The sequence below is a fragment of the Nocardioides thalensis genome (assembly GCF_013410655.1).
Lineage (GTDB): Bacteria > Actinomycetota > Actinomycetes > Propionibacteriales > Nocardioidaceae > Nocardioides > Nocardioides thalensis.
On record NZ_JACCFP010000001.1, the window covers coordinates 4,037,127 to 4,050,303 of the forward strand.

The following is a 13,177-nucleotide window of genomic DNA, read 5'->3' on the forward strand; positions in this document are numbered from 1 at the left end:
GCGCCAGCTGTCGTGCAGGGTCACGCCGAGGTGAAGCCGACGGCGTCGTCGAACAGCGGACCGAAGCCGAGGCGGCGGGCGATGTCGGAGAGCACCTCGTCGGGGTAGGCCTCCTCGTCGTCGAGCATCGCGGCGAGGTCGACGGCCTGCATGCCGAGGTCGCTGAGCAGCTCGAGGTCGCCGGCCGGCTCGAGGTCGTCGATGTCGTCGTCGGGGACGGGCAGGCCGAGGAACTCGACAGCGGAGGCGGCGAGCTCCCACTCGGTCGCTGCCGTGACGTCGGAGAGGAGCACCCGGGTCTGGGTGCCGGCGACGCGCACGACCACGAAGAAGTCGTCGTCGATCGCGACCATGCCGACCGCGCCGCCGTCGCCGGGCAGCCGGCGCAGCGCGGACGCGAGCGACTCGACGTCGGAGACGTGGTCGTGGGTGACCTCGGCGACCTGCCAGTCGCCGTCCTCGCGGAACGCGGCGACGGCGAAGTCGACCGCGTCGATGATGACGGTCATCGGCCCACTCCTTCCTCGCGCACGCCCGGACCAGGTCCAGCGTGACACGACACCGCCGCCCGGGCCAGAGGAAATGTGCAGGCAGTGCGGAAAGGAACCCGACCTGCGCTTGGCCGTAGGGTTCGGGCTATGCGCATCCAGGTCGTCGACCACCCCCTCGTCGCCCACAAGCTGACCGTCCTCCGCGACGAGACCACGGACTCACCGACGTTCCGCAGCCTCGCCGACGAGCTCGTCACCCTGCTGGCCTACGAGGCCACCCGCGACGTCCGCGTCGAGGACTCCGACATCGTCACGCCGGTGGCGCCGACGACCGGCGTCAAGCTCGCCAGCCCGCGTCCCCTCGTCGTCCCGATCCTCCGCGCCGGCCTGGGCATGCTCGACGGCATGATGCGCCTGCTGCCGACGGCCGAGGTGGGCTTCCTCGGCATGGTGCGCAACGAGGCGACGCTGGAGGCGTCGACGTACGCCGAGCGGCTGCCCGACGACCTCTCCGGCCGCCAGTGCTACGTGCTCGACCCGATGCTCGCGACCGGGGGCACGCTCGCGGCGGCCATCCGGTTCCTCGTCGACCGCGGCGCCAACGACATCACCGCCGTCTGCCTGCTCGCCGCCCCCGAGGGCTGCACCAGGCTCGAGAAGGAGCTCGAGGACCTGCAGGTCCCGGTCACCGTGGTCACCGCCGCGATGGACGAGAAGCTCAACGACAAGGGCTACATCGTGCCCGGCCTGGGCGACGCGGGCGACCGCCTGTACGGCGTCGCCGGCGGCTGACCCGGGCTCCGCGCGGGCCCGGACGCTGAGCTACCCCACCGCTCGGCGCCGAGTTACCCACTGCTCGCGCGCCGGGTGACCGGTTCCCCATACGGGTGGCGTTGCTCACCGTGCCCGACTTTGGGACGGAGGAAAAGTGCATACATTCCTGTGTAGGTTGACCTGCGCTGAACCCCCGGACCTTCAGGAGGCCCTGTGCTGATCGGCATCCCCCGCGAGTCGAAGGCAGGCGAGACGCTCGTCGCTGCGACCGCGAAGACAGCGAGCCAGCTGGCGCAGCTGGGCTACGACGTGGTCGTCGAGACCGGCGCCGGCGAGGCGGCCGACCAGCTCGACAGTGCGTACGCCGACGCGGGGGTGCGCGTCGGGAGCAGCGACGACGTCTGGGCCGCCGACATCGTGATCAAGGTCAACGCGCCCACCGACGAGGAGGTCGGCCGGCTGCTCAGCGGCGCGACCATCGTGTCGATGATGGCGCCGGCGCGCTCGCCCGAGCTCGTCCAGCGGCTCTCCGAGGCCGGGGTCACCGCCCTCGCGATGGACGCCGTCCCGCGGATCTCGCGCGCACAGTCCATGGACGTGCTGTCGTCGATGGCCAACGTCGCCGGCTACCGCGCCGTGGTCGAGGCCGCGCACGAGTTCGGCCGGATGTTCACCGGCCAGGTCACCGCGGCCGGCAAGATCCCGCCGGCGCGGGTGTTCGTCGTCGGCGCCGGCGTCGCCGGCCTCGCCGCGATCGGCGCCGCGTCGGCCATGGGCGCCATCGTGCGCGCGTTCGACGTGCGCCCCGAGGTCGCCGAGCAGGTCGAGTCGATGGGCGCCGACTTCGTCGTGGTCGACATGGAGCAGGAGGTCAGCTCCGACGGCTACGCGAAGGAGATGACCGCCGAGCAGGAGGCCGCCACCGCGGCGATGTACGACGAGGAGGCGCGCAACGCCGACATCGTCATCACCACAGCGCTGATCCCGGGCCGCCCGGCACCGAAGCTGATCACCGAGGAGACCATCCGCGGCATGCGCGGAGGCTCGGTCATCGTCGACATGGCCGCGGCCAACGGCGGCAACGCCGCATTGACCGAGACCGACCAGCGCATCGTCACCGACAACGGCGTGACGATCCTCGGCTACACCGACCTCGCCGGCCGGCTGGCGGCGCAGACGTCGCAGCTCTACGGCACCAACATCGTCAACCTGTTCAAGCTGCTGACGCCGGAGAAGGACGGCCGGCTCACGCTCGACATGAACGACGTCGTGCAGCGCGGCATCACCGTCGCGCACGGCGGGGAGTCGATGTGGCCACCGCCCGCGGTGCAGGTCTCCGCGGCACCGCAGCAGACGCCCGCGGCCGCCGTACGGGAAGAGGCACCGGCGAAGGAGCCGATGTCGCCCGCGAAGAAGGTCGGCCTCGTGCTCGGGGCCATCGGCCTCTTCTGGCTCGTCAACGCGCTCGCGCCGACGCCCGATCTGCGCAACCACTTCATGGTGCTGATGCTGTCGATCGTGATCGGCTACTACGTGATCGGCAAGGTCGCGCACGCCCTCCACACCCCGCTGATGTCGGTCACCAACGCCATCTCCGGTGTGGTCGTCGTTGGGGCGCTGCTGCAGCTCTCCAGCCACGACGCCCTGATCCAGGGGCTGGCCACGGTGGCGGTGCTGCTCGCCTCCATCAACATCTTCGGTGGCTTCGCGGTCACCCGGCGCATGCTCGGCATGTTCAGCAAGGAGGCCTGAGCCGATGTTCGGACTGGAAATCGCCTCCATGGCGGGCGCGGCCTTCATCGTCGCGTCGCTGCTGTTCGTGCTCTCCCTCGCCGGGCTCTCCCGGCACGAGTCCGCCAAGAACGGCCTCACCTACGGGATCGTCGGCATGGCCGTGGCCCTAGCGGCCACCGTGGTCGCGGTCGTCGACTTCAACCTCGACACCGACAACGAGATCGCCATCGTGCTGATGCTCCTGGCCATCGGCATCGGCGCCGTGATCGGTCTGTGGCGCGCGCGGATCGTCGAGATGACGGGCATGCCCGAGCTGATCGCCGCCCTGCACAGCTTCGTCGGCCTCGCGGCGGTGCTGATCGGCTGGAACGGCCACCTCGAGGGCTCCCACTACGAGCTCGACAGCCTCAACAACATCCACGAGGCCGAGGTCGCCATCGGCATCTTCATCGGCGCCGTCACGTTCACCGGTTCCATCGTCGCCAACCTGAAGCTGTCGGCGAAGATCAAGTCCGCCCCGCTCATGCTGCCGGGCAAAAACCTGACCAACGTCGGTTCGCTCGTCGCCTTCGCCCTCCTGACGGTGCTGTACGTCGGCACCGACGCCCACGTCGACGGCTCCGCCGACGTGCTGCTCGCCGTGCTCACCGCGCTCGCGCTCGGTCTCGGCTGGCACCTGGTCGCCTCGATCGGCGGTGGCGACATGCCGGTCGTCGTGTCGATGCTGAACAGCTACTCCGGCTGGGCCGCCGCTGCGTCGGGGTTCCTGCTCGGCAACGACCTGCTCATCGTGACCGGCGCGCTCGTGGGCTCCTCCGGTGCCTACCTGTCCTACATCATGTGCAAGGCGATGAACCGCTCGTTCATCTCGGTCATCGCAGGAGGCTTCGGCATCGAGGCCCCTGCCGGCGACGGCCCCGACTACGGCGAGCACCGCGAGGTCAGCGCCGAGGAGGCGGCCGAGATGCTCGCCCACGCCGGCTCGGTGGTCATCACGCCCGGCTACGGCATGGCCGTCGCGCAGGCGCAATACCCGGTCGCCGAGCTCACGGCGAAGCTGCGGGCCAAGGGCGTGGAGGTGCGCTTCGGCATCCACCCGGTCGCCGGCCGGCTGCCCGGCCACATGAACGTGCTCCTGGCCGAGGCCAAGGTCCCCTACGACATCGTGCTCGAGATGGACGAGATCAACGACGACTTCCCCTCGACCGACGTCGTCCTGGTGATCGGCGCCAACGACACCGTCAACCCGGCCGCCGCGGAGGACCCGTCGTCCCCGATCGCCGGCATGCCGGTGCTCGAGGTCTGGAACGCCCACCACGTCATCGTGTTCAAGCGGTCGATGGCGCCCGGCTACGCGGGCGTGCAGAACCCCCTGTTCTTCCGCGACAACAGCCAGATGCTGTTCGGCGACGCCAAGGAGCGGGTGGAGGACATCATCCGAGCGCTGGCCTGAGCGAGGCCTAAAGGCGCTCGGAGCGGGTACTACCCCCTGCCGTGGTTTGATCGATAAAGACCGACCAGGGCAGGGAGCCGCTCGTGACCGAAGTCTGGCCCGGCAGGGCCTATCCGCTGGGCGCCACGTTCGACGGCAGTGGCACCAACTTCGCGCTGTTCAGCGAGGTCGCCGAGGGCGTGGAGCTGTGCCTGTTCGACCCCGACCCGGACGCTCCCGGTGGTCACCGGGAGACCCGGGTCCCGGTCGTCGAGGTGGATGCCCACGTCTGGCACTGCTACCTGCCGGCCGTGCGGCCCGGGCAGCGCTACGGCTACCGCGTGCACGGGCCGTGGGACCCCGCCAACGGCCTGCGGTGCAACCCGAGCAAGCTGCTGCTCGACCCGTACGCCAAGGCCACCGCCGGCGAGATCGACTGGGACGAGAGCCTCTTCGGCTACCACTTCGGCGATCCCGAGGACAGCCCGTCGCGCAACGACGCCGACTCGGCGGCGCACATGATGCACGGCGTCGTGATCAACCCGTTCTTCGACTGGGAGGGCGACCGCCGTCCCGACCGCCCCTACAACGAGACGTTCATCTACGAGGCGCACGTCAAGGGCCTGACGCAGCTGCATCCCGACGTGCCGGAGGAGATCCGCGGCACGTACGCCGGCATCGCCCATCCGGCCGTGACCGAGCACCTGACGCGGCTCGGGGTGACGGCGATCGAGCTGATGCCGGTGCACCAGTTCGTCCAGGACTCGACGCTGCTCGACAAGGGGCTGCGCAACTACTGGGGCTACAACACCCTCGGCTTCTTCGCGCCGCACGCCGACTACGCCGCGGCGACCCGCCGTACGGACGCCGCCGCATCGGCCGGGGCCCTCGGCCAGCAGGTCGAGGAGTTCAAGTCGATGGTCAAGGCGCTGCACGCCGCGGACATCGAGGTGATCCTCGACGTGGTCTACAACCACACCGCGGAGGGCAACCACCTCGGGCCGACGCTGTCGATGCGCGGCATCGACAACCTCGCCTACTACCGCACGGTCGACGACGACCGGCGCTACTACATGGACTACACCGGCACCGGCAACAGCCTCAACGTCGGCCACCCCCACTCGCTCCAGCTGATCATGGACTCGCTGCGCTACTGGGTGAGCGAGATGCACGTCGACGGGTTCCGGTTCGACCTCGCGTCCACGCTCGCGCGGGAGTTCTACGACGTCGACCGCCTCGCCGCGTTCTTCGAGCTCGTCCAGCAGGACCCGGTCGTCAGCCAGGTCAAGCTGATCGCCGAGCCGTGGGACATCGGCCCGGGCGGCTACCAGGTCGGCGGCTTCCCGCCGCAGTGGACGGAGTGGAACGGCAAGTACCGCGACACCGTCCGCGACTTCTGGCGCGGCGAGCCCGCGCTCGGCGAGCTCGCCAGCCGGCTCGCGGGCTCGGCCGACCTCTACGAGCACTCGGGGCGCCGGCCGTTCGCGAGCATCAACTTCGTCACCGCACACGACGGCTTCACGCTGCGCGACCTCGTCTCCTACGACCAGAAGCACAACGAGGCCAACGGCGAGGACAACAACGACGGCGAGTCGCACAACCGGTCCTGGAACCACGGTGCCGAGGGTCCGACCGAGGACGCCGGGATCCTCGCCGCGCGGGCGCGCTCGCAGCGCAACCTGATCGCGACGCTGCTGCTCAGCCAGGGCGTCCCGATGCTCTCGCACGGCGACGAGCTCGGCCGCACGCAGCAGGGCAACAACAACGTCTACGCCCAGGACAACGAGCTGTCGTGGGTTCACTGGGACCACGCCGACGAACCGCTCGTCGAGTTCACCGCCGCCGTCGCCCGGCTGCGTCAGGAGCACCCCACCTTCCGCAGGAAGCGCTTCTTCACCGGAGGCACCGTCCGGGTGCCCGACGGCGGGGACGGCGACCGGCTCAACGACATCGTCTGGCTCCACCTCGACGGCCGGCCGATGGAGGACGACGACTGGGACAGCACCTCCGGACTCGGGATGTACCTCAACGGCCACGGCATCGCCGGGCGCGACGAGCGCGGCCAGCCGATCGTCGACGACCACTTCCTGCTCTACTTCAACGCCGACGGCGAGGCGACGGTGACGCTGCCGCCGGACGAGTACGCCGAGGCCTGGGACGTCGTGATCGACACCGGTGCGGAGAGCGCCGAGGAACGCTCCTTCGCTGCCGGGGCCACGTTCACCGTGCCCCACCGCAGCATGGTGGTGCTGCGCGAGCACCGCGAGCCCGAGGCCGAGCCCGACCTGTCGGTGGCCGCGTCCGTCGCCCTGGCGCAGCAGGGGTGACCGCCGGCATGCGCGCCCCGCAGTCGACGTACCGCCTCCAGATCAGCGAGGACTTCGACCTCTTCGCCGCCGCGGAGCTGCTGCCCTACCTGCGCGACCTCGGCGCCGACTGGGTCTACCTGTCGCCGCTGCTGGCCGCCGAGCCCGGCAGCGCGCACGGCTACGACGTCGTCGCCCACGACCACGTGGATCCCGCCCGGGGCGGGGCGGAGGGCCTGGCCGCGCTGTCGAAGGAGGCGAGGTCGCTGGGGATGGGCGTTCTGGTCGACATCGTTCCCAACCACGTCGGCGTGGCCACGCCGTCGGCCGACCCGTGGTGGTGGGAGGTGCTGCGCGAGGGTCGCGCGGCGGAGCACGCCGCGGCCTTCGACATCGACTGGAACGCCACCGGGCAGAAGCTGCGCATCCCGGTGGTCGGCGACGACGACCAGCCCCTCGACGGCGGCCCGATCGCCAACCTGGCCGTCGCCGAGGGCCCCGAGGGTGAGCTGGAGCTGCGCTACCACGACCAGCGGTTCCCGGTCGCGCCCGGCACCGCCGACGACTGGGGCGCCGAGGGCGTCGACGCCAACACCGTGCACGCGCGCCAGCACTACGAGCTCGTCAACTGGCACGTCGCCGACGACGGCCTCAACTACCGCCGCTTCTTCGCCGTGAACACGCTCGCCGCCGTCCGCGTCGAGGAGCCGGAGGTGTTCGACGAGACGCACGTGGAGATCCGCCGCTGGTTCGACGAGGGCCTCGTCGACGGACTGCGGGTCGACCATCCCGACGGCCTGCGCGACCCGAAGAAGTACCTCGACGACCTGGCCGCGCTCACCGGCGGCGCCTACGTGCTGGTCGAGAAGATCCTGGAGCCCGGGGAACACCTGCCACCGGACTGGCGGACCGCGGGCACGACCGGCTACGACGCCCTCGCTCATGTCGACCGGGTGCTCACCGATCCCGGCGGGCAGGCGCCGCTCGACGCGCTCGAGACCCGGCTCCGCGGCGCTCCCGTCGACTGGCACGAGATGGTGCACGACCGCAAGCGCGAGGTCGCCGACAACCTCCTCCACTCCGAGGTACGCCGCATCGTCCGCGACCTGCGGCGCGACGACCCCGGCCTGCCCGCGTTCCGCGCCGAGGACGCGCTCGGGGAGCTGATGGCGTGCTTCCCGGTCTACCGGTCCTACCTGCCGCACGGGCGCGAGCACCTCGACCGGGCGTTCGCGGAGGCGCGACGGCGGCGCCCCGACCTCGGCGCCACGCTCGACCGGCTCGAGCCGTGGCTGTCCGACCCCGACGTCGACGGCGCGAAGCGGTTCCAGCAGACCAGCGGCATGGTGATGGCCAAGGGCGTGGAGGACTGCGCGTTCTATCGCTGGTCCCGCCTCACCTCGCTCAACGAGGTCGGCGGCGACCCGAACGTCTTCTCGATCACCCCGGATGAGTTCCACGAGGCGATGGCGGTGCGGCAGCGCGACTGGCCGCACGCGATGACCACGCTCTCGACCCACGACACCAAGCGCGGCGAGGACGTGCGGTCCCGGATCACCGTGCTGGCCGAGATCCCCGACGTGTGGGAGCAGGCGCTCGACGAGCTGCTCCGGCTGGCGCCAGTGCCCGACCCCGGGTTCGGCGCGCTGCTGTGGCAGGCGGTGCTCGGCGCGTGGACCCCGAACCACCTGCCCGACCTCCCCGCCCGGCTCCACGGGTACGCCGAGAAGGCCATGCGCGAGGCCGGCGACCACACGACGTGGACCGACCCGGACGAGGCCTACGAGTCGGCGGTCCACGCCGCCGTCGACGCGGTCTTCGCGTCGGACGACGTCCAGCGGGTGCTCGGCGACCTGGCCGCCCGCGTCGACGGACCCGGCCGCTCGAACGCGCTCGCCGCCAAGCTGGTCGCGCTGACGATGCCCGGCGTCCCCGACGTCTACCAGGGCTCGGAGCTCTGGGAGACGTCGCTGGTCGACCCCGACAACCGGCGCCCCGTCGACTTCGACCACCGGGCGGCGGTCCTGGCGGGCACGGCGGACGACGACGCGGCGCCGAAGCTGCGCCTCAGCCGCGCCGCGCTGACCCTGCGGCGCGACCGGCCGGACCTCTTCGGCGGCTACGCACCGGTCGCGGCGACCGGCGCCGCTGCCGACCACGCCCTCGCGTTCGACCGCGGCGGCGCGGTCACCGTCGTCACCCGCCTCCCGGTCGGTCTCGAGCGGCGCAGGGGCTGGGGCGACACCGTGCTCGACCTGCCGGCGGGCCGCTGGCGCGACGTACTGACGGACAGAGCGACCGACGGCCGGGTGGCCGACCTGCTCGCCGAGCTTCCGGTCGCGCTGCTGGTGCAGGAGGACGCGTGATGCGCGGGCCGTTCGACGTGTGGGCGCCGCGGCCGTCGCGGGTGCGGCTCGTCGCGGACGGCGACGTCGTGGAGATGGAGCGCGGCGGCGACGGCTGGTGGACCCCCACGGGTCCGGTGCCGGCGCCCCGGGACGAGGTCGACTACGGCTACCTCCTCGACGACGACAGCGAACCGCGGCCCGACCCGCGCTCGCGGCGCCAGCCCGGCGGGGTCCACGAGCTCTCGCGCAGGTTCGACCCGTCGGCGTACGACTGGAACGACCAGGACTGGACCGGGCGCCAGCTGGCCGGGTCGGTGATCTACGAGCTCCACCTCGGCACGTTCACGCCGGAGGGCACGCTCGAGGCGGCGGCCGGGCGGCTCGACCACCTGCGGTCGATCGGCGTCGACTTCGTCGAGCTGCTGCCGGTCAACGCGTTCAACGGCACCCACAACTGGGGCTACGACGGCGTGCTCTGGCACGCCGTGCACGAGGGGTACGGCGGGCCCGCGGCCTACCAGCGCTTCGTCGACGCGTGTCACGCGGCCGGTCTCGGGGTCATCCAGGACGTCGTCTACAACCACCTCGGCCCGTCCGGCAACTACCTGCCGCTGTTCGCGCCGTACCTCAAGGAGGGCGCCAACACCTGGGGCGACCTGCTCAACCTCGACGGCGACGGATCGGCGGAGGTGCGGCGCTACATCCTCGACAACGTGCGGATGTGGCTCGAGGACTACCACGTCGACGGGCTGCGGCTCGACGCCGTGCACGCGCTCGACGACTCCTCGCCGACGCACCTGCTCGAGGAGATGGCGGTCGAGGTCGGCGCGCTCTCCGCGCACCTGCGGCGACCGCTCACGCTGATCGCGGAGTCCGACCTCAACGACCCGGTGATGTTCACGCCGCGGGAGGCGGGCGGCTACGGCCTCGACGCGCAGTGGAGCGACGACTTCCACCACGCGGTCCACGTCGCGCTGACGCGCGAGACGACCGGCTACTACGCCGACTTCGAGCCGCTGGCGGCGCTGAAGAAGGTCTGCGAGGAGGGGTTCTTCCACGCCGGCACCTGGTCGTCGTTCCGCGAGCGCGACCACGGCGTGCCCATCGACACCGAGCACGTGGCGACCTGGCGGCTGGTCGTCTGCAGCCAGAACCACGACCAGATCGGCAACCGCGCCGTCGGCGACCGGCTGACCGAGCACCTCGACGACGACCAGCTCGTGTGCGCGGCACTGTTGACGCTGTGCGGCCCGTTCACGCCGATGCTGTTCCAGGGCGAGGAGTGGGCCGCGTCCACGCCGTTCCAGTTCTTCACCTCCCACCCGGAGCCCGAGCTGGGGAAGGCGACGGCGGAGGGCCGGATCGCGGAGTTCGCCCGCCACGGCTGGGACCCCGACGTGGTCCCCGACCCGCAGGACCCCGCCACGTTCGAGCGGTCGAAGCTCGACTGGAGCGAGCTGGAGTCCGGACGACACGCCACGGTGCTCGCCGCCTACCGGGCGCTCGCCGCGCTCCGGCGTGAGCACCCGGAGCTCACCGATCCCGCGTTCGGCAGCGTCCGGTGCGAGGTTGACGAGGACGCGCGCACGTTCGTCCTGCACCGCGGCCGGCTGGCCGTCGCCGTCAACTTCGGCGACGACCGGGCCGTGCTGCCGACGGGGCACACCGACGTGCTCCTCGCCTCCCCCGCCGGCGCCACGATCGCGGACGGGGCGCTGACGCTGCTGCCGCACGCCGGCGCGCTGGTCGCGCGTCCCGCCTGAACGAGCCATCCGGCCGGCGCACGGCGCCGAACAACACCCATGACCGGACGGACGGCGTGGGCCCTGATCGGCATCCTCTGTGCGGCGGCGGGCCTGGCCGTCGGCCATCTCGTGGCCGCGCTCCGCGACGTCGCCACCTCACCGGTGCTCGCTGTGGGCTCGGCGGTCATCGACCGCACCCCCACCCCGGCCAAGGAGTGGGCGATCCGCACGTTCGGGACCGCCGACAAGCCGATCCTGGTCGGCTCGGTGCTGGTCGGGGTCGTCGCCTTCGCAGCGGCGGCGGGCCTGCTCGCCCGGAGGCGCCTGCGGTACGGCGCCGCGGCCCTCGCGGCCCTGGCCGGCCTCGCTGGGCTCGCTGTGCTCGACCGGCCCACGACCTCGGCGGCGGACCTCGTGCCCACCGCGACCGCGGCTGCGGTCGCCGTACTGACCCTCGTCCTGCTGGCGCGAGCCCGTCCCCGGGACACCGCGCCCGGACGCCGCGGCTTCCTGCTCGCCACCGGCGCCGTCGCCGCCCTCGCGCTGGCGTCGGGCGGCGGCGGGTGGCTGGCCAGCCGGTTGCGGCTCCGCGAGGAGGACGTGGCACTGCCGGCGCCCCGGGACCCGGCACCGCCGTTCCCCCGCGGGCTCGACGACCAGGTCCCCGGCGTCACGCCGTTCCGGACGCCGGCCGCCGACTTCTACCGGGTCGACACCCGGCTGGACACACCGGTCGTCTCCACCGACGGCTGGACCCTGACCATCGACGGCGACGTCGAGCGGGAGGTGACGCTGACGTTCGACGACCTGCTCGCGATGCCGATGGTCGAGCGCGACATCACCCTCACCTGCGTGTCCAACAGCGTCGGCGGGCCGTACGTCGGCGGCGCGCGCTGGCTCGGCGTGCGCCTGACCGACGTGCTCGACCTCGCCGGGGTGGGCCGGTCCGCCGACCAGATCCTGTCCACCGACTTCGACGGCATGACGATCAGCACCCCGCTGGCGCTCGCGACCGACGGCCGCGACGCCCTGGTCTGCGTGGGCATGAACGGTGCACCGCTCCCCCGGGAGCACGGCTTCCCCGTCCGGCTCGTCGTCCCTGGCCTGTACGGCTTCATCAGCGCCACCAAGTGGCTGACCCGGCTGACGCTCACGACGTACGCCGACCGCGAGGCCTACTGGACCCGGCGCGGCTGGGCGACCGACGCGCCGATCAAGCCGTCCGCGCGCATCGACACCCCGCGAGCGCTCGCCCGGCTCGACGCGGGCGACGTCGTGATCGGCGGCATCGCGTGGGCGCAGGCCGACGGCGGCGTGCAGGGCGTCCAGGTGCGCGTCGACGGCGGTCCCTGGGAGGACGCGCAGCTCGGCCCGACGGCGGGCGACCCGTACTGGCGGCAGTGGTTCCATCGCTGGCGCGCGGAGCCCGGCTCCCACTCCCTGGCCGCACGGACGATCACCGCCGACGGCACGGTCCAGACCGCGGCGCGCGCCGAGCCGTTCCCGGCCGGGTCCAGCGGGATCCACGAGCTATTCGTCGAGGTCGGCTGAGAAGCGGTGCTGTCCGCACCCATCCGGACCGCGACCGGCGCCGAACCACCGTCACCAGTCCACCGAACGGAAGGCCCCATCATGAAGCTCCTGCGCACCGTCGCCGCCGCCACCACCGTGTTCGCCCTCTCCGGCGCTCTCGCCGCCTGCAGCGAGGAGGACGAGCCCACCAACGCCTCCGACGACTCCGCGCAGACGTCGGACTCCGCGGAGCCGGAGGGCGCCGGCGACTCCGGCGACTCCGGCGACACCGGCGACATGGGCGCCGGCGCCGCGACGTTCGGCGACGGCTGCGCCGAGATCCCGACGTCGGGCGCCGGCTCCTTCGACGGCATGGTGAACGACCCGGTCGCCACCGCCGCGAGCAACAACCCGCTGCTCAAGACGCTGGTCGCCGCGGTCACCTCGATCGACGGTCTCGCCGACACGCTCAACGGCCAGGAGGCGCTGACCGTGTTCGCGCCGTACGACCCGGCCTTCGCGGAGATCCCGGAGAAGGACCTCAACGCGCTCGTCGAGGGCGGCATGAAGGACGGCCAGGACAGCACGCTCTACAAGATCCTGGCCCACCACGTGCTCCCGACCAATGCCGACCCGGCCGCCGTCGGCGGCGACCAGGACACCCTCGCCGGGGACACGCTGACCGTCGAGGGCGACGCCGAGTCCGGGATGACCGTCTCCGACGGCACCGTCACCGCGTCGGTGCTGTGCGGCAACATCCCGACCGCCAACGCGACCGTCTACGTCATCGACAAGGTCCTGACCGGGGTCAAGTGACCCGAGCGTCCCGACCACC

The 13,177-nt window shown here is 72.0% G+C and carries 9 protein-coding genes; 8 read left to right on the forward strand and 1 reads right to left on the reverse strand.

Annotation, left to right across the window (positions count from 1 at the left end; translation table 11 throughout):
* Window positions 1–20 precede the first annotated feature (20 nt).
* Window positions 21–509, reverse strand: coding sequence for a tRNA adenosine deaminase-associated protein (locus HNR19_RS19685; protein WP_179669484.1), 489 nt, complete (start codon window positions 507–509; stop codon window positions 21–23).
* Between the two features lie 129 nt (window positions 510–638).
* Here HNR19_RS19685 and upp point away from each other — a divergent pair, with 129 nt between their 5' ends.
* The 8 genes from upp to HNR19_RS19725 all read left to right on the forward strand — a co-directional run bounded on the left by upp (window position 639) and on the right by HNR19_RS19725 (window position 13,158).
* Window positions 639–1,283, forward strand: a complete 645-nt coding sequence (gene upp / locus HNR19_RS19690; RefSeq protein ID WP_179669485.1) for a uracil phosphoribosyltransferase — start codon at window positions 639–641, stop codon at window positions 1,281–1,283.
* Between the two features lie 195 nt (window positions 1,284–1,478).
* Window positions 1,479–3,017 (forward strand): Re/Si-specific NAD(P)(+) transhydrogenase subunit alpha, encoded by a 1,539-nt coding sequence (locus HNR19_RS19695; protein ID WP_179669486.1) that lies wholly within the window; start codon window positions 1,479–1,481, stop codon window positions 3,015–3,017.
* A gap of 4 nt (window positions 3,018–3,021) precedes the next feature.
* The gene (gene pntB, locus HNR19_RS19700) at window positions 3,022–4,452 is read left to right on the forward strand and encodes a Re/Si-specific NAD(P)(+) transhydrogenase subunit beta (RefSeq protein WP_179669487.1); all 1,431 of its coding nucleotides are present in this window, start codon (window positions 3,022–3,024) and stop codon (window positions 4,450–4,452) included.
* An 83-nt stretch (window positions 4,453–4,535) separates the two neighbouring features.
* The gene (gene glgX, locus HNR19_RS19705; RefSeq protein ID WP_179669488.1) at window positions 4,536–6,758 is read left to right on the forward strand and encodes a glycogen debranching protein GlgX; all 2,223 of its coding nucleotides are present in this window, start codon (window positions 4,536–4,538) and stop codon (window positions 6,756–6,758) included.
* An 8-nt stretch (window positions 6,759–6,766) separates the two neighbouring features.
* A complete protein-coding gene (treY, locus tag HNR19_RS19710; protein WP_179669489.1) occupies window positions 6,767–9,103 on the forward strand; it encodes a malto-oligosyltrehalose synthase in 2,337 nt (778 codons plus the stop codon).
* Window positions 9,103–10,848: a malto-oligosyltrehalose trehalohydrolase gene (gene treZ / locus HNR19_RS19715; protein WP_179669490.1), complete on the forward strand. Its 1,746-nt coding sequence runs from the start codon at window positions 9,103–9,105 to the stop codon at window positions 10,846–10,848. The genes treY and treZ overlap by 1 nt, the downstream gene beginning before the upstream one ends.
* Window positions 10,849–10,887: 39 nt before the next feature.
* Window positions 10,888–12,381: a molybdopterin-dependent oxidoreductase gene (locus HNR19_RS19720; RefSeq protein WP_179669491.1), complete on the forward strand. Its 1,494-nt coding sequence runs from the start codon at window positions 10,888–10,890 to the stop codon at window positions 12,379–12,381.
* Window positions 12,382–12,462: 81 nt separating this feature from the next.
* A complete protein-coding gene (locus HNR19_RS19725) occupies window positions 12,463–13,158 on the forward strand; it encodes a fasciclin domain-containing protein (protein ID WP_179669492.1) in 696 nt (231 codons plus the stop codon).
* Window positions 13,159–13,177: the final 19 nt, after the last annotated feature.

Excerpts from the sequence above, each read along its gene's own strand:
- treY (WP_179669489.1), top strand. The coding sequence starts at position 6,767 with ATGCGCGCCCCGCAGTCGACGTACCGCCTCCAGATCAGCGAGGACTTC.
- HNR19_RS19685 (WP_179669484.1), bottom strand. The coding sequence starts at position 509 with ATGACCGTCATCATCGACGCGGTCGACTTCGCCGTCGCCGCGTTCCGC.
- pntB (WP_179669487.1), top strand. The coding sequence starts at position 3,022 with ATGTTCGGACTGGAAATCGCCTCCATGGCGGGCGCGGCCTTCATCGTC.
- HNR19_RS19720 (WP_179669491.1), top strand. The coding sequence starts at position 10,888 with ATGACCGGACGGACGGCGTGGGCCCTGATCGGCATCCTCTGTGCGGCG.
- upp (WP_179669485.1), top strand. The coding sequence starts at position 639 with ATGCGCATCCAGGTCGTCGACCACCCCCTCGTCGCCCACAAGCTGACC.
- treZ (WP_179669490.1), top strand. The coding sequence starts at position 9,103 with ATGCGCGGGCCGTTCGACGTGTGGGCGCCGCGGCCGTCGCGGGTGCGG.
- HNR19_RS19725 (WP_179669492.1), top strand. The coding sequence starts at position 12,463 with ATGAAGCTCCTGCGCACCGTCGCCGCCGCCACCACCGTGTTCGCCCTC.